General features: G+C 34.1%; 29 protein-coding genes and 1 riboswitch. Of the genes, 8 read left to right on the top strand and 21 right to left on the bottom strand.

Features of this window, described 5'->3' with window-relative positions; all coding sequences use genetic code 11:
- Nucleotides 1-203: 203 nt before the first annotated feature.
- Nucleotides 204-689, bottom strand: coding sequence for a ribonuclease E activity regulator RraA (gene rraA / locus Q3V31_RS10675; protein ID WP_000266029.1), 486 nt, complete (start codon nt 687-689; stop codon nt 204-206).
- A gap of 193 nt (nt 690-882) precedes the next feature.
- Between rraA and Q3V31_RS10670 the strand changes: the two genes are divergently transcribed.
- Entirely contained in the window at nt 883-2,313 is a 1,431-nt protein-coding gene (locus Q3V31_RS10670; RefSeq protein ID WP_001176937.1) for a YfcC family protein, read from the top strand.
- A 142-nt stretch (nt 2,314-2,455) separates the two neighbouring features.
- On the opposite strand, the gene Q3V31_RS10665 is transcribed toward Q3V31_RS10670, so the two are convergent.
- From Q3V31_RS10665 to ybaK, 9 genes are all read right to left on the bottom strand, one after another.
- Nucleotides 2,456-3,304 carry an endonuclease I family protein gene (locus Q3V31_RS10665; RefSeq protein WP_000672203.1) on the bottom strand — a complete coding sequence of 283 codons (849 nt, stop codon included), beginning with the start codon at nt 3,302-3,304 and terminating at the stop codon, nt 2,456-2,458.
- Nucleotides 3,305-3,833: 529 nt separating this feature from the next.
- On the bottom strand, nt 3,834-4,715 hold the full coding sequence (locus Q3V31_RS10660) for a 5'-methylthioadenosine/S-adenosylhomocysteine nucleosidase (RefSeq protein WP_000739901.1): 882 nt from the start codon (nt 4,713-4,715) through the stop codon (nt 3,834-3,836).
- Nucleotides 4,716-4,892: 177 nt separating this feature from the next.
- Nucleotides 4,893-4,996, bottom strand: a riboswitch (purine riboswitch).
- A 186-nt stretch (nt 4,997-5,182) separates the two neighbouring features.
- A complete protein-coding gene (locus Q3V31_RS10655) occupies nt 5,183-6,208 on the bottom strand; it encodes an alpha/beta hydrolase family protein (RefSeq protein WP_329765013.1) in 1,026 nt (341 codons plus the stop codon).
- A gap of 16 nt (nt 6,209-6,224) precedes the next feature.
- Nucleotides 6,225-7,349 (bottom strand): helix-turn-helix domain-containing protein, encoded by a 1,125-nt coding sequence (locus tag Q3V31_RS10650; RefSeq protein WP_001206778.1) that lies wholly within the window; start codon nt 7,347-7,349, stop codon nt 6,225-6,227.
- 285 nt (nt 7,350-7,634) lie between these two features.
- Nucleotides 7,635-7,928: a hypothetical protein gene (locus tag Q3V31_RS10645; protein WP_000751573.1), complete on the bottom strand. Its 294-nt coding sequence runs from the start codon at nt 7,926-7,928 to the stop codon at nt 7,635-7,637.
- 450 nt (nt 7,929-8,378) lie between these two features.
- On the bottom strand, nt 8,379-8,888 hold the full coding sequence (locus tag Q3V31_RS10640) for a DUF6141 family protein (protein WP_071735426.1): 510 nt from the start codon (nt 8,886-8,888) through the stop codon (nt 8,379-8,381).
- A 25-nt stretch (nt 8,889-8,913) separates the two neighbouring features.
- A complete protein-coding gene (locus Q3V31_RS10635) occupies nt 8,914-9,096 on the bottom strand; it encodes a hypothetical protein (protein ID WP_329765012.1) in 183 nt (60 codons plus the stop codon).
- A gap of 296 nt (nt 9,097-9,392) precedes the next feature.
- On the bottom strand, nt 9,393-9,572 hold the full coding sequence (locus Q3V31_RS10630) for a DUF4177 domain-containing protein (protein WP_000272495.1): 180 nt from the start codon (nt 9,570-9,572) through the stop codon (nt 9,393-9,395).
- A 607-nt stretch (nt 9,573-10,179) separates the two neighbouring features.
- Nucleotides 10,180-10,656 carry a Cys-tRNA(Pro) deacylase gene (gene ybaK / locus Q3V31_RS10625; RefSeq protein WP_000710871.1) on the bottom strand — a complete coding sequence of 159 codons (477 nt, stop codon included), beginning with the start codon at nt 10,654-10,656 and terminating at the stop codon, nt 10,180-10,182.
- Nucleotides 10,657-10,996: 340 nt separating this feature from the next.
- On the opposite strand from ybaK, the gene Q3V31_RS10620 reads away from it, so the two are divergent.
- Together Q3V31_RS10620 and Q3V31_RS10615 are read left to right on the top strand one after the other, a co-directional pair.
- The gene (locus tag Q3V31_RS10620) at nt 10,997-12,289 is read left to right on the top strand and encodes a histidine--tRNA ligase (protein WP_329765011.1); all 1,293 of its coding nucleotides are present in this window, start codon (nt 10,997-10,999) and stop codon (nt 12,287-12,289) included.
- 169 nt (nt 12,290-12,458) lie between these two features.
- Nucleotides 12,459-12,764, top strand: a complete 306-nt coding sequence (locus Q3V31_RS10615) for a hypothetical protein (RefSeq protein WP_001203060.1) — start codon at nt 12,459-12,461, stop codon at nt 12,762-12,764.
- Nucleotides 12,765-12,845: 81 nt separating this feature from the next.
- On the opposite strand, the gene Q3V31_RS10610 is transcribed toward Q3V31_RS10615, so the two are convergent.
- Together Q3V31_RS10610 and Q3V31_RS10605 are read right to left on the bottom strand one after the other, a co-directional pair.
- Nucleotides 12,846-13,121, bottom strand: a complete 276-nt coding sequence (locus tag Q3V31_RS10610; RefSeq protein ID WP_001279875.1) for a DUF1292 domain-containing protein — start codon at nt 13,119-13,121, stop codon at nt 12,846-12,848.
- A 167-nt stretch (nt 13,122-13,288) separates the two neighbouring features.
- Nucleotides 13,289-14,341: a pyruvate kinase gene (locus Q3V31_RS10605; protein ID WP_329765010.1), complete on the bottom strand. Its 1,053-nt coding sequence runs from the start codon at nt 14,339-14,341 to the stop codon at nt 13,289-13,291.
- 254 nt (nt 14,342-14,595) lie between these two features.
- On the opposite strand from Q3V31_RS10605, the gene Q3V31_RS10600 reads away from it, so the two are divergent.
- Nucleotides 14,596-16,269, top strand: coding sequence for an alkaline phosphatase (locus tag Q3V31_RS10600; protein ID WP_000183418.1), 1,674 nt, complete (start codon nt 14,596-14,598; stop codon nt 16,267-16,269).
- Between the two features lie 84 nt (nt 16,270-16,353).
- Here Q3V31_RS10600 and Q3V31_RS10595 read toward each other — a convergent pair whose 3' ends face one another.
- Entirely contained in the window at nt 16,354-17,040 is a 687-nt protein-coding gene (locus tag Q3V31_RS10595; RefSeq protein ID WP_373560912.1) for an NAD(P)H-dependent oxidoreductase, read from the bottom strand.
- Between the two features lie 109 nt (nt 17,041-17,149).
- Between Q3V31_RS10595 and Q3V31_RS10590 the strand changes: the two genes are divergently transcribed.
- Complete coding sequence (locus tag Q3V31_RS10590) at nt 17,150-17,524, top strand: winged helix-turn-helix transcriptional regulator (protein WP_000625800.1); 375 nt, start codon at nt 17,150-17,152, stop codon at nt 17,522-17,524.
- A 237-nt stretch (nt 17,525-17,761) separates the two neighbouring features.
- Here Q3V31_RS10590 and Q3V31_RS10585 read toward each other — a convergent pair whose 3' ends face one another.
- Nucleotides 17,762-17,989: a DUF3947 family protein gene (locus Q3V31_RS10585; RefSeq protein WP_090814314.1), complete on the bottom strand. Its 228-nt coding sequence runs from the start codon at nt 17,987-17,989 to the stop codon at nt 17,762-17,764.
- 238 nt (nt 17,990-18,227) lie between these two features.
- Here Q3V31_RS10585 and Q3V31_RS10580 point away from each other — a divergent pair, with 238 nt between their 5' ends.
- Nucleotides 18,228-19,190, top strand: coding sequence for a hypothetical protein (locus Q3V31_RS10580; protein ID WP_000725516.1), 963 nt, complete (start codon nt 18,228-18,230; stop codon nt 19,188-19,190).
- 83 nt (nt 19,191-19,273) lie between these two features.
- On the opposite strand, the gene Q3V31_RS10575 is transcribed toward Q3V31_RS10580, so the two are convergent.
- The 5 genes from Q3V31_RS10575 to Q3V31_RS10555 all read right to left on the bottom strand — a co-directional run bounded on the left by Q3V31_RS10575 (nt 19,274) and on the right by Q3V31_RS10555 (nt 23,801).
- Complete coding sequence (locus Q3V31_RS10575; protein ID WP_000782568.1) at nt 19,274-19,984, bottom strand: hypothetical protein; 711 nt, start codon at nt 19,982-19,984, stop codon at nt 19,274-19,276.
- A gap of 341 nt (nt 19,985-20,325) precedes the next feature.
- The gene (locus Q3V31_RS10570) at nt 20,326-21,084 is read right to left on the bottom strand and encodes an SDR family oxidoreductase (RefSeq protein ID WP_329765199.1); all 759 of its coding nucleotides are present in this window, start codon (nt 21,082-21,084) and stop codon (nt 20,326-20,328) included.
- A gap of 57 nt (nt 21,085-21,141) precedes the next feature.
- Nucleotides 21,142-22,800: a putative ABC transporter permease subunit gene (locus Q3V31_RS10565; RefSeq protein WP_329765009.1), complete on the bottom strand. Its 1,659-nt coding sequence runs from the start codon at nt 22,798-22,800 to the stop codon at nt 21,142-21,144.
- On the bottom strand, nt 22,793-23,518 hold the full coding sequence (locus Q3V31_RS10560) for an ABC transporter ATP-binding protein (RefSeq protein ID WP_000570208.1): 726 nt from the start codon (nt 23,516-23,518) through the stop codon (nt 22,793-22,795). Before Q3V31_RS10560 ends, Q3V31_RS10565 begins: the two co-directional genes overlap by 8 nt.
- A gap of 88 nt (nt 23,519-23,606) precedes the next feature.
- Nucleotides 23,607-23,801: a hypothetical protein gene (locus Q3V31_RS10555; protein WP_000955218.1), complete on the bottom strand. Its 195-nt coding sequence runs from the start codon at nt 23,799-23,801 to the stop codon at nt 23,607-23,609.
- Nucleotides 23,802-24,130: 329 nt separating this feature from the next.
- Between Q3V31_RS10555 and Q3V31_RS10550 the strand changes: the two genes are divergently transcribed.
- Together Q3V31_RS10550 and Q3V31_RS10545 are read left to right on the top strand one after the other, a co-directional pair.
- On the top strand, nt 24,131-24,490 hold the full coding sequence (locus Q3V31_RS10550) for a DUF3796 domain-containing protein (RefSeq protein ID WP_000859232.1): 360 nt from the start codon (nt 24,131-24,133) through the stop codon (nt 24,488-24,490).
- Nucleotides 24,478-24,678 carry a helix-turn-helix transcriptional regulator gene (locus tag Q3V31_RS10545; protein WP_000896301.1) on the top strand — a complete coding sequence of 67 codons (201 nt, stop codon included), beginning with the start codon at nt 24,478-24,480 and terminating at the stop codon, nt 24,676-24,678. Before Q3V31_RS10550 ends, Q3V31_RS10545 begins: the two co-directional genes overlap by 13 nt.
- A 93-nt stretch (nt 24,679-24,771) precedes the next feature.
- Here the strand turns inward: Q3V31_RS10545 and Q3V31_RS10540 are convergent, their stop codons facing one another.
- Nucleotides 24,772-25,482, bottom strand: coding sequence for a YjjG family noncanonical pyrimidine nucleotidase (locus Q3V31_RS10540; protein WP_071735438.1), 711 nt, complete (start codon nt 25,480-25,482; stop codon nt 24,772-24,774).
- Between the two features lie 44 nt (nt 25,483-25,526).
- On the bottom strand, nt 25,527-26,471 hold the full coding sequence (locus tag Q3V31_RS10535) for a phosphotransferase family protein (protein WP_329765008.1): 945 nt from the start codon (nt 26,469-26,471) through the stop codon (nt 25,527-25,529).
- Nucleotides 26,472-26,489: the final 18 nt, after the last annotated feature.

Genomic DNA, 26,489 nt, shown 5'->3' with positions numbered 1-26,489 from the left:
TCGTTTATGAACGCACCATTGTGATAACATTCACTTTTCTAGGCACTACTTACTTCCATTTCAGTTATCGTAAAACGATAAACCTATACATTCTGCAAATTTTGATTTTCTGTATTATTTTACTATTGACAAAGATTTTTGTCCATGCTTTATCAGATTTATTTTCTAAGAATAATAGCTTAATAAGCTTTCATTAATAGAAGTCATCCCTCACTATGTAAGCTTTTATCACTAACAATAATCCCATCTTCATCTACATAAACATATTCATTCGGCTTCCATTCAACTTCACCAAATTGCACCGGAATATTTCTTTCTCCTTTTCCTTCTTTTACACTTCTATTTGGCATTGTCCCTAACGCTACAATACCAATATTAATATTTTTTAATTCACTAGAATCACGAACATACCCATTTACAATAATTCCTGCTAAGTTTCTTTCTTCCGCAATAGCTGCCAAATTATCACCGAGTAACGCACAATTTTTAGAAGCTCCGCCATCAACAACTAATACTGTACCTTCCGGCAGTGTTTGTAACCCCTCTTTTACTAGTACATTATCATCCTTCACTTTTACCGTTGCGATTTTCCCATAGAATTGTTCCTTCTTCCCAAACGACTGAAAAGACTGGCGACATATTTGTAATTCCTTTTCAAATTCATCACATAAATCCGTAGTTTTCCACATCTCGTTCCCTCTTTTCTTTTTATATTACATATTCTTGGATTTTTTTCGTTTCCCTGTCTAATGTTGCAATAATTTGTATGTGTAAGAAAAGGACAGAAAAACTATTGCCTTAAGAAGCCACCTTTATTATAATCTATTCCACAGATAAATTTCAGAATATTAAAAATTAACTAAGTGAAAAAGGAGGGGTTTTATGCAATTACAGACCGAGGCAAAAAAACAGCCTAGTAAACGAAAGTTTAAAATGCCTGACGCGTACGTACTACTATTTTTTATTGCTTTACTTTGCGCAATAGCTACATATTTCGTTCCTGCTGGAGAATTTAAAAGAGTCACAAACGGTACTGTTACAACGACAATACCAGGAAGTTATCATTCTGTTCCACAATCGCCGGTAGGGTTTGTTTCTTTTTTTACCGCTATTGAAAAAGGAATGACACTTGCTGCTCCTATCATCTTCTTAATTTTATTTACAGGTGGAGCCATTGCAATTCTTGAAAAAACAGGTGCTCTTGACGGTTTAATCTATCATGTAATTAACAAATTTCGGAATCAGCAATTACTTTTCATTTGTATTGTCGCCGCACTCTTTTCTATTCTCGGAACGACTGGTATTATCGTGAACTCAGTTATCGGCTTTATCCCCATCGGCATCATAGTTGCACGCACATTAAAATGGGACGCTATCGTCGGCGTAGCAATTATTTATTTAGGCACTTATGCTGGTTTTAATGCTACTATTTTATCTCCCTCACCTTTAGGCATTTCACAAAAAATCGCAGAACTCCCGATGTTTTCAGGAATTGGTTTACGTACGGCAATCTATATCTCTTTTTTAATTGCTACCATTTTGTATATTAATTGGTATGTAAAACGCTTAAAAAAATCGAATAAAGGAAGCATACTCGGAGATAACTGGTTTCCAAGTAATGCTCTTTCAAGTGAGAAAGAAACAGAGAAAACAGAAGTTCCTTGGACAATACGTCATAAATTAATTTTACTCGTTTCAGCTTTATCATTAATTGCATTTTTAATAGGCGCTTTTCGTCTACATTGGACGGACGCAGAAATGACCGCTACTTTTATATTCATAGCAATTACAGCGGGAATAATAGGTGGTATGAAAGCAAACGATATCGCTTCTACTTTTCTAGCAGGCTGCCAAAATCTCATATACGGTGCTTTGATCGTCGGAATGGCTCGTTGTATTTCAGTCATTTTAGAACAAGGCAAATTACTTGATACAATTGTTAATCAGCTAGCACAGTCTCTCGAAGGACATAGCCCTGTATTTGGCGTTATCGGTATGTATGTAAGTAGTGCCGCATTACATTTCCTCATTTCATCCGGGACAGGTGAATCTGTTATTTTCATTCCGATATTGGCTCCATTAGCCGATTTCATGCACATTACACGCCAAGTTACAGTACAGGCTGTTATGCTTGGAGAAGGTGTAGTGAACTGCCTCAATCCAACTTCCGGTGTTTTAATGGGCGTTCTCGCAGCGAGCGGCATTTCTTACGGAAAATGGATTCGATTTATGGCTCCACTTGCATTCATTTGGTTTATCATTGGACTTATTTTTCTTATTGTTGGTGTGAATATTGAATGGGGACCGTATTAAAAGACTCATATTATACTTAACTTAATAAAATATCTATTCTATTCTCCAATCCTATAAAAATCATTTATTCTAGTATAGATATAAACAGGGATTGATCATAGTGATCAATCCCTTCTCTCAAAGTAAAATACCTTTAAATATTTTAATTCCAAATTTTATTTACCCATTCCGGATGATCAATAAAAGGATTACGATTATGTTGATATTTCGTAAAAATCACTTCATTACGCTTTCGCTCTAAATCATCTACAGGGTCTTGTTCATTCCATTTTAGTAAAACGGATAGTTTGCCCATGTATGGATCTTTATTGTTATTCACCTTTTCATTTAATTCTAAGTCTATTTCGCCGTTGTCTCCTTCATAACGAACAGCCATGTAAAACAGCATTCTAGCGATATCTCCTTTTACACTATCACGAGGTTCCCAAGAATCACTATCGTATTTACATTCTGTCGCTTCCGAATGGTTCATACCACCATTATCAAAATCCAGATTTCCACGTGAACTATTTACAGATACATCTGTCGCTCTTAAATGATGCAAATCTGTTCCTGGTCCTGCAGCCGTTCCAAAATCACCGTGTGATTTTGCCCAAACATGCTCTCGGTTCCAATTATCAACTCCTGAACCATTCGTAAGTTTTCCTTGCGAACGCCCAGTATATAAGAGTATCACATTGTTTTTATTATTTGGATCTTCATCAGTATCTCTTAGTGCTTCCCAAACCGCACTGTATGATAACTTTGTATGATCATCAATAATATTATGAAGTTCCTTCTTTAATTCTAAACCCGTTTTTCCTATTGCATTATTATAATATGTATCGTCATAGTTTTTCACAGTAATCTCTTGTGCTGAAAACGTATCTACTTGTGGAGAAGCAGAAACTACTTCACCATGTATGATATCTGTAAATGATAGAGATGCAGAACCTAAAATAAAAAACGAAGATAGTGTAACCATAGCAAGTTTTGTGTTTCGGAACTTCATATACCCATTTCCCCTTTAAAATATAATTTGAAACTATTAACTAAAAAATGCTTTCTAACCCCCAAAAACTTTTAGAAAGCCATACCCACCCTTTTCTTTTTATTTAATACAAAACTCTATTGGGTCTGTATCATTTCCACACTTTTGATTTATCTACTTTTCAAGCAATTTCACTTTTCACAAGAAATATCCTTCTCTAGTAAAGGTTATTAAAATATTCTTTACAATTAAAAAGTAGTTTAATGTTAACTTATAAATTTCAATTTTTTTCATGCAATTATGCATATTCGATAAATCGTTCAAAAAACATTTTGAATAAAAATTAAGATGATAGTTCGACTTTTCCTTTTTCTATAATTGTCTTTATTTTTTTGTGTAAACCCCTTCTTCCTCTGAAGAATAAATACAAAAATAGATTGGATACCATGTAAGGCACCAATCTATTTTAATTAAAGAAACTTTGGTAATTCTGAGTTCACAACACATTGTGCAGTAATGATAACATTTTTATATTTGGACAGAACTACTACTATTTATTTGGCATCGAATCTATATACTTTTTAACTACTTCATATACATATTCTTGATTTGCTGCTGCTGTGTTTGGGTTGTATTTCCCCCCGTTTGTTTTATTGTTAGATAACACGCGAATCCCTAAAAATGGTACGTCATACGCTTTGGCGATTTGCGCTGCGGCAGCGCCTTCCATTTCTTCAACAGATGTACCGTATTTTGTATGGAACCATTTAATTCTATCAACTTCATTATTCCAAACATCTGCTGAACCAATCGTACCTTCCACTACTTTACCTTTTGTATATGTGTCTTTTACCGCATTCGCTGCTGCAAGTAAGCCCTTATCTCCCTCGTAGTATCGGATTTTCTCAGCATTTGGATCTTCTCCTGCACTCCCTTCAGAAGCCATCAGGTCCATAGATATCCATTTTTCCGGTTCAATTCCTTGGTTCTCATTCATATTTGTTGTTTTTAGTGAACCTATATTCGCGACTTGTTTTCCTAACACAATATCAAATACATTTAAATTAGGATCGTGTCCACCTGATGTTCCTTGGTTAATAATCGCCTTAGGCTTATATTTTTCAATAGCCACTGCTGTAGCGGCTGCTGTATTTTCCATTCCTTTACCTGTTTTCGCAACGATTACAGGATAATTGTCTACAGTTCCTTTATAAAATACAAAACTCCCAGATTTTTCTTCTTTCACATTTTTTAACCTTTTTGCAAATTTTTCAGCTTCTATTGGCATTGGGCCTTGAATTAAGATAGGGTTTTGATTGCTTTTCGCCTCAGCTACTTGTTTTGGACTAGCATTACATCCTGCAAGTATTGAGAATGATAATGCGATAGTAGTTGCTAGGGCACCATATTTTTTCAACAGATTTTTCTTCATAAATAATCTCTCCTCTTTCTCTTGTTGTTTTCTATACTCGATGTTTTGGTCCAAAGAAAAAAGCTCTAGAAATTGTAGAAGAATCTCTACTTTCTAGAACTACGGTAGTCAAAGTTAATTAAGCAAAAGATGAGGCCATTGCTAAATTATAGATCGGTAGCGGCTCAATACAACTAACGACCGAATACTTTAACCCGTAGTCCAGTTCTTTCATTGGGAACTAGGTAGAAACGCTCGGACCATATTACCGAGTATATACGAGTGATGTTATTTAAAATTATTATATTGGTAATATAACAAAATATTAGTGTACACGCAATCTAAAAATGAACATTTTTAATAAAAATAATAAAAATGTTCGTTTTTAAAACTTAAATCATTAGTATTTTCCATTTCGAAATGGAAAACGACGATAAAAAACTTATAACCCATATACTAAACTAGATCAACCTACAACAACCGATCTTTTACAGACAATTACTCTCCTTTCCAACTTCCTCACCTTCGCCTAATATTGAGCTGAGAGTCTTACTGCCCGCATATTGCCAAATAAAATGCGTATCCATCCAATTCACAATAATTTCTTCTAGCTTTGGATGAAGCGGCTTATCTGCACCTTCCGCATAAATCTTTTTAAATTCCAACGCTTTAAAATCACCTTCAAAACATTTTAAGGTATGATCCATATTTTTTATTACATATACTTCAGAATCACCTTGCACATAATCACCAATTCTCTTCGCTTTTTCTGGATTCGCCTGAAAGTCTTTATCACCAGCAATTGCTAATACTGAACATTTTACTTTCATTAAATCTTTATAAATGTCATGCTGAAAGTGCTCTCTAAACCATTTTGCATTCATTGGCTTAAAACCAATTTTAACAATATCTTTTTTGGAGTTTATCATTTTCTCTGTTGCTTTTTGCGCCTGCTTTTCTCCCCGTTTCTCAATATTGAGAAGACGCATTAACTTTCCTTTTATTCCTTTTTGCTCTTTTAACTCTTTATAAATAATCTCTCTTTGTCTTTTAGTAGCTTCTTCTAATGATTCCGCAGCCCCTGTAAGAAGTATGAGCCCATTAACTGGTGTTCTTGCGTTTACTACTGTCGCTAACATACACCCTTCACTATGACCAGCTAAAATGATATTTTCCGGATCAACAAATGATTGTTCCTTTAAATACGTAATCGTAGCCTCTATGTCACTAACTAAATCCCACATTCCAGTCTTCTGAAATTCCCCTTCACTCTTTCCTACTCCGCGCTTATCAAAGCGGAGCGTCACTACTCCAAGTCTCGCCATTACATGTGCTAAATCTTTATATATATTCGATTCAAGCTTTAGCGGCACTATCATTCCATCACGATCAATTTCTCCAGATCCAGCGATAATGACAACAGCTACATACTTCCCGTCAGCTTTCGGTTTAGTAATCGTACCGCGCAAAGTAAATTCACTATTTATCGCTACTTCATATTCGTCAAAGGTCATTATATTTATCCTCCCTCTATTCTTTTATATCCAATTTAAATTTCAAACTCGCTATTATATTTTTGTACTCTCTTACATCTTTCATCGATGCGAAAATCGGGTTCTCTGCAATACCTTGTAGCATACTCCGCTTTATAATCTCTTCATTTCTAACCGTTTTAGCGCCAAGCGGAAATTCTGCAAACCATCCATCAATTGCGTCAAAATATGAATCGCCGTGTAAATGCAGGCTATTTACTGTAAAACTAGCTGCACAAACTGCTACATACTTCCGTAGCATTTCTAATGCACGTTCAAAATTTTCTTGCATACAATATACTTGTGCAGCAGCATAGTATACTTTTAAAGTCATATTAGGATGTAGTTTTTCTATTTCATACATGTCTATTAACATAAAAGCTCTATTTAAAATTACCTCTACCTTTTCAGCTCTTGAGGCATTTACTACTACATAATTCGGTATTGTTGCAACGAGTTGTATTAAATGTTGGTACATACTAATTTGCATCATTTCATTCGCCTTTTCAGTATTTCCAAGCATTTGATACGCCTGCGCGATCAGATCTTCCTCTGGAACTTTAGGACGTATCGTTTCGCCAAGCAATTGCAACACTTCATTTGGTCTATTGAGTATAAGATAGCAAGTTGCTTTAAACGATACCGCCTCTTTCACAAGAGAAACATCGTCACTTTCTTCCTGCACCCTGCTAAAGAGATACATCGCCTCTTCTAAAATTTTAGTTCTTTTATCCGTATCCACTGTTAACATATGGTGGTTAATAAAAAGTAGTCCCATTTGAAGTAATAATGGAAAACAAGAATAATATTTTTTGATTATTTCCCTGCACTCCATCATTACTTCATCAAACGGTTCTTCACTAAAAGCTTCCGCTAGTCTATGATATAAATTTTTAATATCTTCCTGTTCCATTTGTGGTGTATAACTAATTAGTTCATCAATACTTATGTTAAAGTACGATGCTAACAGTGGTAAAAATGTAATATCCGGATAACTCTGCCCAGTCTCCCATTTGGAAACAGATGCCTTTGTAATACCGATATACGCCGCTAACTCTTCCTGTGTAATTCCCTTTTCTTTTCTCTTATCCGCAATAATTTTATGAATATGAATCTCTCTCACTGTATCACCTCATACTTTTATTATATGTACTATATTCTATACAAAATATGGATTTAAAGTCGACTTTCGTTAACAAAATCAACTGTTAGGAAACATCTCTCTAAAATTAAAGGCAGGAACATATTTGAAATGTTCCTGCCTTTTTATTGTGGGGTACCGATACATAGCCATCTAGCTAAGATTTTGAAGTGCTGCAAAATCAAAAAATTCATCTCACCACCGTTTTCTATGCGAATCCAGTGACCAGCTTATTTGCATTGTTTTCGATATAGGAAATTATCAAAGCTATTCAATTAAACCAACTATATCAAGAAAAGTTATAGTAGTTATTATTGCGATAACTGCTATAAGAAATTTAAATCTAAATTTAATCTTAATACCTAGCTTCTCTGGAATAAAATATATTCCCAAACCCATACTAATACGTCCTATTAATAAATATAATTGAAATAAAAATTCGTTATTTATTTTTTCCTTAATATATACTTTACTGTAATCAAACAATAGGAAATATATTAAAACAATAATTAAGTAAAGAATAAATAATTTCACATAGTTTCTCATTTTAGTTTTTTTCAAAATACTTTATACTCCTTTTAGATGCTCAATCAATTTATAAATTTTAAGCTATTATTTCTCCCCTTATCGATGCCCAAAATTGTTTAAACATGTGATGCCCCTTATTATCAAGACGTTCTCTATTATAATAGATTCGTGTAAGTAGTAAAGAGCTCCTCTTTTATATTCTATACAAATCTAATTGACATAACTTCTCTCTAAAATTAAAGGCAGGAACATATTTGAAATGTTCCTGCCTCTTTATTGTGGTACCGATACATAGCCATCTAGCTAAGATTTTGAAGTGCTTCAAAATCAAAACTTGTATCTCACCACAGTTTTCTATGTGAATCCAATGAACAGTTTATTTGCATAATTTTCGTTATCAGAAGTAACTTTAAGTTATTTTTAAAGTAAGTATACCTAGTACAAATTTCTAAGTTGTGCCCGTTTGTTGAAATTTAATTTTCATTATACTTTTTGTACTGAGTCCAGCGCTTTTTTTAATTCGTCTGGTTTTTGAGTGCCGATTACCACTGTGTTATATTTCAACTTTAACTCTATACCTTTATTTCCATTCATGTTATAGGCTTTTTCATTCTTAAGGTTAAAACGAATTCCCCATCCCCCAAATCGTTTTAGTGGACTGTAAGTAATGCATTCATAATGATGTATATTTTTGAAAAGGTACTGTTTATATTGAAAATGAAAAGGAACAAAACGAACATAAAGACCGTTTTCACGAACCTCAATGATCAGTTTCAATACACCAAGCATTAATATAGGGAAGACAATCCCGAAAAACAACCACAAAACAATTAATACACCATTAGATGCTGGTTTATCGCCAAACGGGGTATCAAGAATAATTTGTTGAATGAATCCATACCACATCAGCATGGCGATCCCTAATATGAGTATCCATGCCCAAATTGGGGATCGCTGCACCTCACGAAAGATAACTTGTTCTTGTTGCTTCATTTATGATTGTCACCTCCTAAGTGATTTATTTTTTCTCACTCATTTTAAACCGTTTTGCACTTCCGAAAAAAGCACTTCCAATTATGAATATAACGGAAGAAAGGTATATTGTTATCCCTGAGTATTTATTATCAAACATTGTAATATTAAGTAAATTAATGAACATCATCAATATAAGTGATATGTACAATCCATTAATATATTTCACTTATGCCCCCTCCTTACTTTACTTTTTTTCGGAAACCCCTATGTGATAAATAGTGGTTCTAACAGTATTATTCAGAATATTATTTTCCCTATTTTACCATTTTAGAGAGTTGATATGTTGTTTGTTTTCGGTTGAATATTGTATACATACTTGATTAACATTACGTCTCATTATTGGAAGGTGATTAATATTAGCTTATTTGTCTTATAAGTTAAATTGAGAACAATTAGATTCCAAAATATTTCAGTTCTTTTTGTATGTTGTTCAAAGCAAATCCCTCTCGTTCTCGAAAGGGGTTATTTGATTCGTTCGAAGATAATCTCAAAATATTGCGCGTATCCTGCGATTGATGGTGCAAAGATTTGAACAAATTTCCAACCGTCTTCAGCATGTTCGGCGATAATACGCTTATAATCTTCTTTAGGTTCCCCTTTCCAGTTATTAACTTCGACTTTCACGAATTTGTAATCGTACATATCCTTTCCCCCTTTTCCTAATTGTACCATTTCGAAGAATCGATTTGTTATGATTTTTGGATGTATATGGTATTCGCATTCAGTTAATATAACGTAACATTATCGGTAGCAAGGAAAAAGGAGAACCCTGCTCTCACAAGGGAATCTACTTTTTTAGTTCTATGAATCTATACATTTTTTTATACATTCCTATTCTGGCGCGGTTTCAGGGTTCTTGTTTGTTACTGGATTAGCCAGAAAACTATATAAAATCTTGCATACTCTTAGCGTGGGGGTTTTCCAAAATACTGGCATCTCCCAATATGTGCTTTCTTATGGGGATTTCTTGACCCCTCATTAAAACACTCTCCCGTCCTTTGTCTATCTTTAAGAGTAGCTTTGCTTGTTTATTTAAAGTCCTTGCAACGAGGTATTGTACTCCTCCTAAAGCCAAACAAATGATTAAAATTACACATCCATATTATACTGATTAAACTAAAAATTTAATTTCTTTTTATTTCATTCATTATGTAAATAAAAAAGGATAATCCGTCCTCATAATGGACTAACTATCCTATAAATTATTATTTAAATTCAATAAAACTAGAACTTCTTTCCCTATGTATCATTATTTCGTTATTTCACCAAACTGCGCTCTCGTCACTTTTTCCAAGTCATCCACTTTCAGCTCAATTTGCACGCCAATTTTCCCGCCACTTACAATGATCGTTTCAAGCGATTGAGCACTCGCATCAATACATGTAGAAAATAACTTCTTCATTCCTACTGGTGAACAACCGCCGCGAATATATCCTGACACTTTCGTAATATCTTTTACTGGAATCATTTCAATTTTCTTTTCACTTACTGCTTTTGCGGCAGCTTTTAAATTTAGTTCCTCATCTACTGGAATGATAAAAACGTGATAATTTTTACTATTCCCTTGAGCGATTAACGTTTTATATACCTCTCTCACTTCTCGTCCAATTTTCCCTGCCACTGATACGCCATCAATTTTTCCATCGTCCGGATCATATGACATCATCGAATATTCAATTTTTTCTTTATCTAATATTCGCATCGCATTTGTTTTATCTTTTTTCATAGCGGTCTCCTTAAAAGGTTATTTCATATTATTAAGTTTTATTATACACCCTTTTCCATTCCTCCTACATAACTTCACTTATATTTCAAAACTAAAAATATTGATAATTCAAAAATCATCTGATATAATTTGGAAAAACTTATGTTAAGGAGAGATTTGTAATGCGAAATTTTAATACTTCTTTCCAACTTCATCATCATACGTAACGCCGTGTATCCGAAGAAAAATTTTTCTTCGTGGGTACAGGGCTTTTCCTGTTGACCCACGAAGCGTTCATAAAGCTATGTGGGTATTTTTATACCTGCATAGCTTTTTTTAATTTAAAAAAGGAGAGATTACAATGGAAATGAAAAATGTAAAAGGAACGAAAGACTATTTACCAGAGGAACAAGTATTACGAAATAAAATTAAAAGAGCTTGTGAAGATACGTTTGAACGTTATGGCTGTAAACCGTTAGAGACACCAACGTTAAATATGTATGAGCTTATGTCTTACAAGTATGGTGGTGGCGATGAAATTTTAAAAGAAATATATACACTTAAGGATCAAGGAAAACGCGATCTTGCCTTACGTTACGATTTAACAATTCCATTCGCAAAAGTCGTGGCAATGAATCCGAACATCCGCCTTCCTTTTAAACGTTATGAAATTGGGAAAGTATTTCGAGATGGGCCAATTAAACAAGGAAGATTCCGTGAGTTCATTCAATGTGACGTTGATATAGTCGGTGTAGAATCAGTCATGGCGGAAGCTGAACTCATGAGCATGGCGTTTGAGCTGTTCCGAACGTTAAACTTAGACGTAACGATCCAATATAATAACCGAAAATTGTTAAACGGTATTCTCGAGTCAATTAACATCCCTACTGAACTAACGAGTGACGTAATCTTATCATTGGATAAAATCGAAAAGATTGGAATTGATGGTGTACGAAAAGATATATTGGAGCGCGGGATTACTGTAGAAATGGCCGATACAATATGTACTACCGTTTTATCTTGTCTAAAGCTTACAATTGCCGAATTTAAAGAAACCTTCAATAATCCACTTGTCACCGATGGAGTAGAGGAACTGCAACAACTACAGCAATATTTAAGCGCCCTCGGAATAAATGAAAATACGATATTCAATCCGTTTTTAGCAAGAGGACTCACGATGTATACAGGTACCGTGTATGAAAACTTTCTAACAGACGCTAGCATTACATCTAGCATCGGTAGCGGTGGTCGATACGATAATATTATCGGAGCATTCCGTGGTGATAATATGAACTATCCGACTGTAGGGATTTCATTCGGATTAGACGTTATTTATACAGCACTATCACAGAAAGAAACCATATCATCTACAGCGGATGTATTTATCATCCCACTCGGGACAGAATTACAATGCTTACAAATTGCCCAGCAATTACGTTCTACTACTTCCTTAAAAATCGAACTTGAACTAGCCGGGCGTAAATTGAAACGTGCCCTTAATTATGCCAATAAAGAAAATATCCCGTATGTACTAATAATAGGTGAAGAGGAACTATCTACAGAAACAGTTGTATTGCGTAATATGAAGGAAGGTACTGAAGTGAAGATTTCCCTCTCTTCCTTGGAAAATAAAACATTTAATAAATATATATAATAAGCACCACCCTCATTTGGGTGGTTTTTCTAGTGCACAAATAAAGAAATATTTAGTTTACATAATATTATTATAGAATTCTATAAATGTGAATCACAAAAAACATATCCATTCACCACTATATTTGGTAACATATTCATACGTACATATTATTTAGGAGGAATTAACTTTGAGGGCAGTCGTAAAAACATTGAAGTGGACTACAGGTATCTCCCACCTTTTATTAATTCCTTGTTATTTATTTCAAGGACTAGTTGACTTATACGGGATACCACTACTTATAGTAATTACTTTACATATCATTACAATTTTATTAGCTAAAAAGGAAGGCATGAAAACCTATGCTAATTATATAGGAATCCTCACTATTCTAGTTGCTTTCTTTCCCTATATACAAATCGCTATACATATTATAGCGTCGATTTTCCTTCTATTAGATGCTGCTTCCGTGAAAACAAAAGAATTTTATGATTAAAACAGAAATTAGAGAAATATTTTTCAACCATATACAAAAAAAGAGGGCAGATATGCATCTCCCTCTTTTGTCTAACTCTTATTATTCTTGTTCTTGCTCGTCCAAAATCTTCTCAAACGCAGCAGATACTTTTTCAAATATCTCGTCACTCTCAATGTATGAGAATTCACTATCTTCTTCTACTTTTAGAAAGAAGATATCAATGTCTTCCTCAGTTTCTGTTTGAATATCTTCAACAAAGGCAACCGCAATATATTCTGCTCCTTCGACATCCATCGCTCCAAGTACTTCAACTTCTTGTTCTTCATTATTCTCGTCGCTAAGGCTAAAAACTTCGCCTACTTCAATATCTGACATATTCATTCTCCTCCTATTACACTCTAAAAAATAGAACGTTCAAATCGTATACTTACTAACATATCTTTCCATAAAAAGTTAAATTCATACAGAAAGAACAACAAATTCTTGTTGGTTCAGCATATGTATTCCATTAATACTATAAACGATAAATATAAATTTTCATATTAAAGAGACTTATGCAGCAATTCCAGTACATCTTTCATCGCAAAAGGCCCATCTTTTTTCACATGCTCAGCGAATTCCGAAACGAGACGTAACGTTTTCACACTTTCGATTGGATGCTCCCCTGACGCACTTTCAGCAGAAAGCATAACAGCATTCGTTCCGTCCAGTACAGCTTGAAATACATCCGTCACCTCAGCTCTTGTAGGAATAGAATGATCTACCATAGATTGAAGCATTTGTGTCGCTGTAATGACATATGTATTCGTTCGATTACATTCACGAATCATCATTTTTTGCAAAAGCGGAATAAATTGATACGGTAATTCCACACCTAAATCTCCCCTTGCAATCATAATGCCATCCGCTTCTTTGCATATGTCTTGAAAATTCTCGATTGCTTCCATCGTTTCTATTTTTGCAATTAAATTAGGAGATGTTTCTTTATGTTCATGTATAAAACTTCGTATTTCCTTTATATGGCTAGCTTTTCGAACGAAAGAACACGCAATAAAATCAACTTCCTCTTCTAGAAGAAATTGAATATCTTTTTTATCTTTCTCGGTAATAGCCGGTAAACTAACAATTGTACCTGGTAAGTTCACCCCTTTATGAGAGGAAATATTGCCACCTGTTTTTACTCTTGTTTCTATTTTTTCCGTACTTACCTTTTCAACAATTAATTCAACTTCTCCATCATTAATAAGAATTCTACTTCCAACTTTTACGTCATTCGCAATCCCCACATAATCAACACTTGCTTCTTCTTTATTCCCTTGAACCGGATTGGTATGTAAAGTAAATAACGCCCCTGCTTCAAGTGTAATTTGTTCCTCTTTCATTTCACCCAATCTTATTTTAGGACCCTGTACATCCCCTAGAATTTTAATAGAATCGTCTAACGATTTTACTAAACGCACAATTGTTTTATGACTTTCATGCGTGCCATGTGATAAATTCAAACGAACAATTTTCATACCATTGTTTATTAACTGCGCTAATGTTTCTTCATTATTACTCGCTGGCCCAATTGTACAAACTCGATCAATTGTCATGTTCCCACCATCCTTTCCCTAATGTTTCCCATAAAATAAAGAGAAGATTCTTTTTATAGGAAAGACTGTGTAACTTAAAGGTGCACAAAGGTTTTATATGAGAAGAAGCGATTGCTGAATAAATAGCTTAAATTTAACTTTTTGACTTAATAGTTATTGTTAGTTTCGTTGCAATAGGGTACTACTAATAATAAATCTTGTTTACATACGAACGGTAGATTGGGATATCGAAAACAACCTATGGAGGAACCACAATGACTAATCTTCGTAAAAAAATAATGGGATTAACATTAGCGGGAATGGTAGCACTAGGTTCATTAGCAGCAGGAAGCATAATGAACGTTAACGAGGTAAAAGCTGATGTAAAGAAATCAGGAAAGCAACCCAAAAATGTAATTTTCATGGTTATAGATGGGACAAGTTCTTCTGCTACAACATTGGCACGTTGGTATAAAGGCTCCCCTCTTGCACTAGATCAAATTGTATCTGGAGGTGTTCGTACGTATTCCGCAGAATCTGCTATTACGGACTCTGCACCGGCAGCCACAGCTTTAGCGACAGGAAACAAATCAAATTCAGGTTACGTGGGTGTATTACCTTCTGTTGTGAATTCACCTGGCTTAGAACCAATGAAAGAAGAATGCAAGTTTCGTCCAGTTGCCAACGTCTTAGAAGGCGCAAAACGTTCCGGCCGCGCGACAGGAATCATTGCTACGTCAGAAATTCAGCATGCTACTCCGGCTAGTTTCTCTGCTCACCATGCTAACCGTAAAAATTTCGAAGTACTTGGTGAACAGCAAGTTTATCAAAATATAGAAGTTGTATTAGGTGGTGGAAAAGCAGCACTTCTTCCTATGACAAGCAATGGAATTCGTAAAGACAACGAAGATTTAGTAAAGGTAATTCAAGATAAAGGCTACGACTTTGTCGAAACAAAAGATGCGTTATTAAACTCCAAATCAAATAAAATCTGGGGTTCTTTCTCTAATACTGCCCTTGCGTTCGATATGGATCGTAAAATAACCAATCCTAAGCAGCCTACTCTTTCCCAGATGACAAGCAAAGCAATTCAAACATTATCAAAAGATAAAGATGGTTTCTTCTTATTCGTAGAAGGCAGTAAGGCAGATTGGGCAGCACATGCAAATGACCCAATCGGGATGATTAGCGATGTATTGGCATTTGATAATGCGGTTACAGAAGCATTAAAATTTGCGAAGAAAGATGGTAACACTATGGTCATTGCATTAGCGGATCATGGTAATAGCGGTATTTCCATTGGTAACAGTAATACAACAAAAGGATATGATACCACACCAGTATCAGCTTACATTGACCCACTAAAAAAGGCGAAAATGACACTTGAAGGTGCTACAAATAAACTAAAAGATGATTTATCTAATATAAAAGAGGTCGCTGCACTTTACGGTTTAGACAACCTAACTAATGATGAAAGAGAAAAGTTAAAAACTGCAAATAAGAAAACTAATGTAGGTCCAATCCTTACTAAATTATTGGCCAACCGTGCGAACATCGGTTTTACAACTGGTGGTCATACGGGTGAAGATGTATTCTTATACTCTTACGGCCCTCAAAAGCCATACGGTTTAGTCCAAAATACAGACATTGCGAAAATAATGGCCAAAGCAATGGGCTTTCAATTAGAAGAAATAACTAAAAAATTATTCTTAGATGCTGAAACATCCTTTAAACAAATTGGTGCAAATGTAACGATTGACAAGCAAGATGCACTTAATCCGGTGCTTGTAGTAAAGCGCAATAATACGGAGGCCAAATTGTTTGTGAATAAAAACATTATCTATATTGGTGGGAAAGATTATGAATTAGGAGGCATCGTTGTAGAAAGCAACGGGAAATTCTATGTACCTGAAAAAGCAATTCAACTATTCACAAAGCATTCTCGCTAAATTTAAATACAGACATAAAAAAACGCTATCCTTTCTATAGAAAGGATAGCGTTTTTTTCGTTATATGAATACAAATTTATCTTATTAAATCCATTCAACAATAGTATCCAAAGTTTGTCTTGTTTTATTAAATTTTGGTTCTCCTTTACGGTATCCGAATGCAACCATAACTGACACCTCAAGATTATCATCTTTTAAAATTCCTTCATGACGAAGTAAAGAATCTACTTTTTCTTTATCGAATCCTTCCATTGGACAAGAATCAATACCGATTTGAGCTGCGCTAGTCATCATATTAGCTAAAGCAATATAAGATTGCTTTGATGACCAATCAAATACAGCACGTTCGGAGTCTAACAATTTAAAATCCGATTCTTGGAATTTTTTGAAGAATTCATATCTCATCTGTTGAGCTTCTTCAGGCAATCCAATAATATCTTTCATCATGTGCTGAATATACTCTGCATCATAGTGCATATCTTTGATGTTTCTTGAAAGAACAATGACAAAATGACTTGCTGTTGAAAGTTGCCCACCTGCTCCCCATGAATATGGTAATAGTTTTTCTCTTAATTCTTTATTTTGTACCACAATAAATTTCCAAGGCTCATATCCAAAAGAAGAAGGAGATAATCTTCCTGTTTCTAAAATAAACTTAAAATCATCTTCTGAAATCTTCTTCATAGGGTCAAACTCTTTACATGCATGTCTAAAGTGAAAAGCTTCCATAATTTTTTGTTTTGTGTTAGTCATAAAAAGTCCTCTTTTCATTAATTTATTATTCAACTAAATTATATTTTTTAAGTATCAACGTTACAAGTACGCACATTTATGTGCTATAGTATCAAAAAAGATACTATTGTTAAGGGAGAGTCTTTTTATGATTAGTTCAAAAGAAGATGATATAAATTATCCATTTTTAAATAAATATTCTTGTCCCGTAGAAGCTATCGTCGAGGTTATTGGTGGGAAATGGAAAGGAGTTATTCTTTATCATTTGTTAGATGGTAAAAAACGATTTAATGAATTAAAAAGATTAAAACCTAATATCACCCAGAGAATGTTAACACTTCAACTTCGAGAACTTGAAGCAGATGGCATCGTACATCGAGAGGTATATCGTGAAGTGCCTCCTAAAGTAGAATATTCGCTAACCGAACTCGGCGAGTCACTACGTCCAATTATCCTTTTAATGATGGAATGGGCGACTAATAATATGGAGCAGGTTTTGGAAAGTAGAAATAACACTAAATAGTATTTAAAACCTGTAATGAGCCATTACAAACAACTCAAAAAAGATTGCCTCTTAGGATACAGGTAATCTTTTTTGAGTTGTTTAGGTATGAAATTTTTGTCTTTGTAGCCTATATCCATCAAGTTAAAAGTTTTTTGTTCTCCATCAAAGAGCTATTTCTGTTTTGGCATTGTTCGCTATAAAACATATACAGTTCCATACGGTAACGATTGAAAATAAATTCCATCCTTGTGTAATCTACATCGGGTAATATGATTGTGATGGGTAATACACCTGTGGTGGATAATAAGACTGTAATGAATGATACGATTGTGGTGGATAATAACTGTGTTGCATGTGTTGCGCTTGTAATGCTTGTTGCTGTGCTTGTATAGCATGATGAACAGCTTGAATAGTGCTTTGCGCAGGACCGTGCCCTCCTAAAGGGCGCATTTGCGTTTCATTGTAAAAATAATTGAAAAACATTCTTTATTCACCTCACCTCTGTATATATTTTTGTCTTCATGTTTCATACTATGTATATTGAATTAAAGTGGATAATTCCTGAAACTTATCATCTTGCAATCCATAAATTTCTTTCTATTCAATAAGATGAATCAAATGTAAAATAAAAGTTAATTTCAAGACAAATCATTGAGAGTTTTAAAATTTTCATATATTGTTTTAATTAGGTTTAAACTCTCGAATGTAAGAGGTGTTATTTATGAAAAAGATATATATTATTATCGGTATTTTACTAGTTTCGATACTTATAATTTATATTTTGTTCAATACTTCATTTATACAGAGCCCGAATCTATCTCATGCACCTTCTAAAGAAAAGATGAAAACAGAAAAACAGAGAGAGCCACAAACTAACACCGTTTCTTATGGCTTAAAGGATGACCAAGGTCAACATATCGACAATGGAAGTGAAATTACTAGTGAGAATAATAAGATCAACGTATCGTTATCATTTGTACATAATATTAATGAAGACCGAAAATATGGATTAATTGTTTTAGAAGATTACGAACAAAAGCCTTTTAAAATAGATGACACTCCAAATGCGGTATCCCACTATTCTTTTGATATAAAGCCAAACAGTTCGATCACTACTAAAATCCATTTACAAATTTCTCCTACCGCTAGTGAATTAACCTTTTTAATAATTAAAAAACCTGAATATAAATTACAAGATAATGACCTAAATAAAGCCGCTATATTAGAAGAGGTTCTAAGTATGCGATATTCGATTAATACTCATCATAAAGATAATGAGAAAATAAAACCTACTCCTGTACAGCCGAAAACTGTTTTAAAAGATGATCTTTATGAACCATTATTTGTTACTAGAAATGAGGAAAAACTACAAGTGGTGCTTTCTGAGAATGAAGGTAAAGAGCTAACTATATCTAGCGGAAATGAAACGACAGAAGAAATGAGTTATGCAATCGTGGCCTTTAAAGATTGGGAGCAAGTTGAACTATTAAATAACAAAAAAGTTGCTTATACTACGGTCGCTCCTGAAACGAGACAAATTTTTAATTTCACATTACCTATAGTGGAACAAGAAAGTAATTTCCAATTAGTTGCTTTTCCATTTCCTTATAAAGTCAGTAAAAACAATTATATGAGTCAACAAGCCTTCGGTTCATTTCGCATCGTAATTAAAAATGAACAATAAATTAAGTCAGACTGGATGTAGTGAGCCACATATTCTACCCGAGCAAACTAAAAAGGCCTACTCACACGAGTAGGCTTTTGAAGCTATGAAAGCTTCGTTAATAATTGATTTAAATCCTTTTTCGTTTTTGTCGTTAATGACTTCATTTTATTAACATCTATCTTTTCTTTCTCCGCTCCTACAATTAACGGATACATACTTTGGCCAATTGTTTTATATTCAGTCGGATGTGATGCTTCTAACTCTTTTTCAATGACATCCCACTTCTCATTAATTTGTTTTCCAAGCTTATTCACTGTTTCTAATTTAGGATTTGCAGCTAATTGCTTGTCTAAGCTTTCAATTAATGTAACTACTTCTTTTACATTTGTTTTTACAGCTACACTTTTCTTCGGATCTTTCGTTGTCTTTCCGTTATTATTTGTGCTTGTGCTTTGATCTGTTGTTTTTCCGCTAGTCGTTTGATCATTTGTTTTTCCTGTCGTCTCTTTTTCTTTTGTTTTCACATTCTCGTTTTGAGTTGATGTTTTGCCGTTACTTTCTGTTCCTGATGATTCCTTTGTATTTTTTGTATCTTTATCTGTTTTTTCATTCGAAGAAGTATTTGTGTCTTTTTCACTATCTTTCGTTGTTTTTGACGCTTCATCTGCACTTGTCGTTTTTGATTGCTCTTCATTTTGTGTAGTAGCTTGATCCTTCTTCGCTTCCTCTTTATCTGTGAAGCTACTACAAGCTGCCATTGTAAGCATTGTACCAATTGCTACTGATGCGATAGCGACCTTTTTCATTTTCATATAAATCCCCCTATGTTTACTTAATTATTTATCCTCCCCTTTACGATTCTATTTCCCCTTAAAAAATCCCTTTTCACACGAATCACCATCTTTCCGACAGTAATCTTCATAATAATACGTACAAAAAACGATAAATTCATTTTAATATTCGAGTTTCTTCTACTTCATTTTTCTCCTCTGCAGCAAAAGAAAAAGAGTATATTGTCACATGAAGATTTGCAATCTACAAATGACAACATACTCTCCTATCAATTTTTTATCTTTCTTGACATTTTATTTATACAAAAAAATTAAATATTTTATAATATTTTTGTTTCTCAACACATGTTTACATAATATTATTATGAATAACCTCCGTTCGAATGAATGACTTGCCCAGTAATCCACTTCGCTTCTTCACTTACTAAAAAGGAAATTAAACGGGCAGCATCCACCGGTTCTCCAACTCTACCTTGCGGGAATTTCCATACTAAATGATGCTGTAATTCCTCTGTAATCCAACCTGTATTCGTTGGTCCTGGATCAACAGCATTGACTGTAATCCCCTTCTCCATAGCAACTGGTGCAACAGACTTTGTAAATGCTTCTATCGCTCCCTTTGTTGCTGCGTATGCCAATTCATCTGGCATTGGTTCCAATGATTGCCCAGAAGTAAGATTTATAATACTACCACTCGTTTTAAGTGAAAAATGTTTAATAAATAATAAACTTAATAACATAGTAGCCCGAACATTAACTGTATAATGTTTATCCAACTGCTCTACATCTAATTCCCCAATTTTCGTATGAGTAGAATACACTGCATTATTAATTAGAATAGATGGATCACCTAACCGTTCTGATACCATATAAAACAAACGATTTGGCGAATAAGACTGCGATAAATTGATTTCTGCCATTTCACATCGAACACCGTAACTTTCAATCTCCTTTTTCAGCAAAAAGGGTTCTTGATCACTCATTCCCCATGGCATCGCTTTATCATACTTTGGCCAGTACGTGAAAAAAATGTCTATCCCCTTTTGAGCAAGCACCTTGCATACAGCTGCACCAATTCCATTCAGACGAGTTGCCCCTGTTACAATTGCTATTTTCTTCACCTTTTTCTCCTCCATCTATACGTAGATCCCCTGCATGAATACAGAGGATCTATCTTCTTATTGAATATTTGACAGTATACGTTCAGCACCTAATTTTAACATTCTAATAAAGATATAGTTTACAATCGTAAACATTACAAATAAAACGATAAACATAATCCACAGTCCTACTTCAAGGAAGAAGTATAATACACCTACACCCGCTACAATAACTAAAGCTATTAAAATATTAGCTAAAAAATTCCACAAAGTTGTATATCGACTTTTAAATAATTTCTGTTCTGTATCCCAATGAATATCTGCAGTTTGTGCATCCCAGCGTGTTCCAATTAAATTAATTAATAACAATCCGTTCGCACTTAGTAAAAACCACAGTATCATGAAGACTGGAGAAATCCCAGCTACGATTGCCATCGTAATACCGAATACTGCTAAAATAATCACATTAATTAGCCAAGCAGTGATTGCTTTCGCAAAAAAGATATCCGAAGCCTTTACTGGTAAATAACGATTCACAAACCAAGAGCTTCCATCTCGTGAAAATGATGTTGTTGCAATAACGTTACTCCCCATTAAAAATAACGATGCACAAAGCCCTACACCAATCGCCAAACCTGCTGATTCTGGATTATTAATGTATCCTGTAATCCACTTTAAATTTCCATCTTGTACGAATAAAACAAAGAACAGCATAATCGGCATAACGAAAGTTTGTACAATGCAATTTAAGAAAAATTGCGGTGTACGGAATAACGTTTTAAATTCTTTTTTCACATATGCTTTTAAATGTGAACTTTGTACCGTTGATTTCTGTAAACCTTCCGACGTAATAATTTGTTTCTTTGCTGTACTCGTGGAAAGTCCAATTACCCCTTTTAAATATGTACGCTCTGCAATGTAATAAAACAACACAAAGAATACAAATGAAATAAGTGCAAAGATTATTATGTATAAAGGTGCCTTCCAATTTGCATTTTCTACTAATGCCACTGCGCCAAAATATGTAGTTGGAAAATAATTTGTCATTTGTACTAAAAGAGAAGATTGGTTGTTCGCAAGATAATTCGTAAGTGCATCTTCAGAAAACGAACTTTTATTTTTCCACTGTAAAAATACATTAATTCCTACAATAAATAGTATACTTACGATTCCAATAAATATATTGCCTCGATCTTTATTTTTCGCTATATTTGTATACCTCATAATAACTGTCATCAGTAATGAAGCTAATACTAACGGCACAATCGGGAAGAGTAAGTAAATAAAAATCATGTATATGTAATATGTAATAAATGCGCCACTTTTTAACCCGTACGTAATAAAGATTGGTAATAAAATGAATGAACTCATTACGTATTGTGTTATTAATACTGTTAAAAATTTTGCCGAAATAATTTGAGCTGGTTTTAATGGTAACGGCAATAACATTTCAATATCATTACTGTAGTAAAATACAGTTAAAATGTTCGTAATACTCATTAAAAATACCCATATACTAGCAATCGCAAGCCCCATTGCGATAATCATTCCTGGGTCTTGCCCTAATTGTTTCATACCTTCATACATTCCGTGCGTCATCGAACCAAATATTAAAAAGCCAACAAATAAAATGGCTGCAAATGAAAATACATACGCCCATCGCTTCTTCTTATCTGTTATAAAATCTGCATAATTTAATTTTAATAATACTTTCGTTAACGTCCAAATTTTACTCATTGCCCGTCATCTCCAAGAACATTTTTTCAAGTGATTCATTGGATTTAAAATGATCTCTCATTTCATCTAAATTCCCTTTAAACTGCAAATTCCCCTTATTAATAATCGCAACACGGTCACATATTTTTTCCGCCACTTCTAATACGTGTGTAGAGAAAAATACAATCTTTCCTTTATCCGCATGTTCTCTCATCATTTCTTTTAAAATATATGCGGATTTCGGATCAAGCCCCGTTAACGGTTCATCTAAAATCCATACATCTGGCTCATGCACGAGCACACCAATAATAACGATTTTTTGTCTCATACCGTGTGAATAACTTTGAATTTGATCCGATAAAGCATTATAAAGATCAAATTTCTTCGCTAAAGACTCGATTCGTTCTTGTCGTACTTCTTTCGGCACCTCATACATATCTGCCATAAAGTTTAAATATTCAATTCCCTTTAATCGTAAAAACATATCTGGACTATCTGGAACATAGCCAAACGTTTTTTTCGCTTCCATCGGCTCTTTCATAATATTTTTACCGTTAATCGTAATGGTCCCTTTATCTACCCCATGGATACCAGTAATCATCTTAATTGTCGTTGATTTACCAGCACCATTCGGTCCTAAAAATCCAAATATTTCTCCGCTAGGCACAGATAAACTTAAATCTTTTACTGCATAGGTAGACCCATTATAACTTTTTGACACATTCGTAATTTCAATCATTCCATCCAATCCTTTCCTTAATTACCAAATAACTATATTGATATTATAGCATACCTCTATTTTTAGATTTTTGTATTTTTCAGTTTTTTTAACCTTTAAAATAAATATACACGCCTAATCCAACGATTAAAACGACAGCTAGTATAATATAAATCATCGTAAGCCGTTTAATATTCCCTTTTGTCGCTTTACTATAATTCGCATCACCATTTCGCCCAATTAGAACCGTTGCAATTACAGTAATCACTACAAGTAATATAACGATCATGATCCCAGTTAACATTCCTTCCTCCCCCTCCTTACAACCATTTTACAATATTATCCTCTTTATTTCGCAGTATATTTAGTCTTTTTACTATTATTATGAAAAGAACTGGAAAACTATTATTACCATTCATATCCATATGTGATATATTTATAACATAACGTGATTTATCCCGCATTAACTGGCAGTAAGACTCCCACCTCAAAATTCGTCTGGAGCAAAGAAGTTAGGTGGGAGATCAACTGCCCGTAAACGCCCGATTGGTGAAGGCTAATAATCAGTGGGGGATGAACACCCCCACTGATTAAAGTTTCACTTTATTTCTAACATTGAAAGGAGAATCTATCGTGAAAACAACTTGGATAAAATATTTAGGATTTCTCGGTTTCTTTGGGTTTCTCGGATTTTTTTATGAAAAAGGATTGTTTACTATGTTCTGTTTCTTCTCCTTTTTCACAACATATAGAACTGTTCAACACGATGAACTGTTTGAACAAATCGTCAATAAATCGTGCCGCAATGCATTTATCGTTACATTACTAACTACCGCTATCATTATGTTTATTGAAATGTTATTTCCAAACCCGGCGCTACAAGAGATTGATATCGCTCTTATTTTTGGCACACTTATTCTTACGTTCGGCTTCTCTATGTTCTTTTACGATAAACCTGTTGATGAAATGGAAGATGCGCCATGGCGTTCGTAACGAAGATAAAAGAATACCGTGCCAAATTGAATATGACACAAGAAGATTTAGCGAAAAGTGTTGGTGTACGCCGTGAAACGATTAGCCATCTCGAAAAAGGAAAATACAACCCTTCCTTGCAGCTTGCTCACGATATTGCGAAGGCACTACATAGTACAATTGATGAGATTTTTATTTTTGAGGATTAATGTAAAAAAGCCCTTATAATAAAGGGCTTTTTTGTCATAACATGTCGTTAAATCGATATCTCTTGTCTAAACGTCGATATAATTTCATTCAGATTAGGAACAGACTACACTTTTTTCCGCAATATCTACAATTCCTAAAATTTGCAGCAAACTCTCCACTTCATAGGTCGGTTTAACACTTGTCTTGTTTTCTTTCAGACTCGGATTATACCAACAAGTATCAATACCGTAATCTTCTCCGCCTTTCATATCAGAAGTTAGCGAATCTCCAACCATTAGTACACTGGATTTATCAGTAATTCCAAGCTTTTCAAATGCATAATCAAAAATCTCACGTGCTGGTTTTTGATGGCCAACCTCTTCTGAAATAATAATATGATCAAAGAAGTTACATAAAGGCGAATTTCCAATTCTTGATTGTTGCACCTTAGTATATCCATTCGTAATAATACCTAGCTTGTAATCTTGAAGGTTCTCACATAATTGTACTGCACCTTCTATAAGGTGTACTTCTTTCCCTAAGTTTTCAAGGTAAACGTCACTAAATTGCTGCGCATCTACTTCTATATTATGAAGTGCAAATAATTGTCTAAATCGGTCTACCGCTAATTCACTTAGCGTAATCATTTTATTTTCTAAATCTCTCCATAATCCATTACTAATCTCTTTATAACTTGCAAGATAATCATCATATCCTGTAGGCATACCGAACTGTACAAACGCGTTATGTAATGCGTTTCTTTCCGTTTCAGGGAAATCTAATAATGTATCGTCTACGTCGAATAATATAACTTTATATTTCATTATGCTCTCCTCAATTCCTATATTAAACACTTCTTATAGCTTAATTATAAGCTTTTATATATTTCATTATAAAGCGCTTTGACTCGCTCTTTATAGAATACACCTTTATCTTCTATTTTCAAATGTGCTATAAATAAGTTTGCAAGCATGACCGCAGTATCTAATCTATAAAACAAACTAACAATATGAGAAGTAGCGCTAAAGATATTATCATTCTTATATCCAGCTTTAAATTCATCCCAACTAACCTCATTCGTTTCAGCTATTCTCATAAGCTCCAATAATGGATGACCAATTAGAGCGTTATCCCAATCAACTATCGCTTTAACTTCTCCGTTATATCCAATTAAATTGGCTGGTCGAATGTCCATATGCAATAAACTCTTTACATGGTCAGCTGTACTAAGAATATGTTCAATTGTTTTTGTCTCTGGAAGTTTAACTCCACAGTTCGTGATTGCATTAAAACCTTCTATCCGTTTCACAATGCGTTCCGATATATACTTACTAATCGGCTCTCTAATGTTCTGCTCATATTGTAAACCATCGATTGGTATACTATGAAGCTCACTAACTAACTTCCCTATTTTACATGCAGAAATTGGCATGTGATCAGTAGATATATGATCCGATATTAAAAAATCAAGTTCGGCAGAAAGATGCAATCCATGTATCTTTGGCACTGGAATACCTTTTGAATAACAAAACTTAGAAAGCTCTGTTTCCTTTTGCAATGAAATCCGACTATTAAATAAATCTTCATTTATATTTTCTACTTCTCTTTCCCACGGCACTCGAAAAGCTAAAGCTCCCTTTTCTGAATCTCCGCGAAAAACAATATTTTGCACTCCCGTTCCAATCACCTTTAAATCCTGAACAGCTAGTTCCTTATAATCTTGACTTAGTATTGTTGCTAACTTTCCTCTTAACCCCTCTGCTTTTAAACGTGTATGAATCATTTTATCCCCCGATTCGTAAGTTCTTCTCATCCATTTTCTCCCCGGTGC

The sequence above is a fragment of the Bacillus nitratireducens genome (assembly GCF_036320425.1).
GTDB classification, from domain to species: domain Bacteria; phylum Bacillota; class Bacilli; order Bacillales; family Bacillaceae_G; genus Bacillus_A; species Bacillus_A nitratireducens.
This window is presented reverse-complemented; position numbering and strand designations above follow the sequence as displayed.

Bases quoted from the DNA above. Each gene is read 5' to 3' on its own strand.
- rraA (WP_000266029.1), bottom strand. From the start codon at position 689: ATGTGGAAAACTACGGATTTATGTGATGAATTTGAAAAGGAATTACAA.
- Q3V31_RS10670 (WP_001176937.1), top strand. From the start codon at position 883: ATGCAATTACAGACCGAGGCAAAAAAACAGCCTAGTAAACGAAAGTTT.
- Q3V31_RS10665 (WP_000672203.1), bottom strand. From the start codon at position 3,304: ATGAAGTTCCGAAACACAAAACTTGCTATGGTTACACTATCTTCGTTT.
- Q3V31_RS10660 (WP_000739901.1), bottom strand. From the start codon at position 4,715: ATGAAGAAAAATCTGTTGAAAAAATATGGTGCCCTAGCAACTACTATC.
- Q3V31_RS10655 (WP_329765013.1), bottom strand. From the start codon at position 6,208: ATGACCTTTGACGAATATGAAGTAGCGATAAATAGTGAATTTACTTTG.
- Q3V31_RS10640 (WP_071735426.1), bottom strand. From the start codon at position 8,888: ATGAAGCAACAAGAACAAGTTATCTTTCGTGAGGTGCAGCGATCCCCA.
- Q3V31_RS10630 (WP_000272495.1), bottom strand. From the start codon at position 9,572: ATGTACGATTACAAATTCGTGAAAGTCGAAGTTAATAACTGGAAAGGG.
- ybaK (WP_000710871.1), bottom strand. From the start codon at position 10,656: ATGAAAAAAGATAAAACAAATGCGATGCGAATATTAGATAAAGAAAAA.
- Q3V31_RS10620 (WP_329765011.1), top strand. From the start codon at position 10,997: ATGGAAATGAAAAATGTAAAAGGAACGAAAGACTATTTACCAGAGGAA.
- Q3V31_RS10610 (WP_001279875.1), bottom strand. From the start codon at position 13,121: ATGTCAGATATTGAAGTAGGCGAAGTTTTTAGCCTTAGCGACGAGAAT.
- Q3V31_RS10605 (WP_329765010.1), bottom strand. From the start codon at position 14,341: ATGACAATTGATCGAGTTTGTACAATTGGGCCAGCGAGTAATAATGAA.
- Q3V31_RS10600 (WP_000183418.1), top strand. From the start codon at position 14,596: ATGACTAATCTTCGTAAAAAAATAATGGGATTAACATTAGCGGGAATG.
- Q3V31_RS10595 (WP_373560912.1), bottom strand. From the start codon at position 17,040: ATGAAAAGAGGACTTTTTATGACTAACACAAAACAAAAAATTATGGAA.
- Q3V31_RS10590 (WP_000625800.1), top strand. From the start codon at position 17,150: ATGATTAGTTCAAAAGAAGATGATATAAATTATCCATTTTTAAATAAA.
- Q3V31_RS10585 (WP_090814314.1), bottom strand. From the start codon at position 17,989: ATGTTTTTCAATTATTTTTACAATGAAACGCAAATGCGCCCTTTAGGA.
- Q3V31_RS10580 (WP_000725516.1), top strand. From the start codon at position 18,228: ATGAAAAAGATATATATTATTATCGGTATTTTACTAGTTTCGATACTT.
- Q3V31_RS10575 (WP_000782568.1), bottom strand. From the start codon at position 19,984: ATGAAAATGAAAAAGGTCGCTATCGCATCAGTAGCAATTGGTACAATG.
- Q3V31_RS10565 (WP_329765009.1), bottom strand. From the start codon at position 22,800: ATGAGTAAAATTTGGACGTTAACGAAAGTATTATTAAAATTAAATTAT.
- Q3V31_RS10560 (WP_000570208.1), bottom strand. From the start codon at position 23,518: ATGATTGAAATTACGAATGTGTCAAAAAGTTATAATGGGTCTACCTAT.
- Q3V31_RS10555 (WP_000955218.1), bottom strand. From the start codon at position 23,801: ATGTTAACTGGGATCATGATCGTTATATTACTTGTAGTGATTACTGTA.
- Q3V31_RS10545 (WP_000896301.1), top strand. From the start codon at position 24,478: ATGGCGTTCGTAACGAAGATAAAAGAATACCGTGCCAAATTGAATATG.
- Q3V31_RS10540 (WP_071735438.1), bottom strand. From the start codon at position 25,482: ATGAAATATAAAGTTATATTATTCGACGTAGACGATACATTATTAGAT.
- Q3V31_RS10535 (WP_329765008.1), bottom strand. From the start codon at position 26,471: ATGAGAAGAACTTACGAATCGGGGGATAAAATGATTCATACACGTTTA.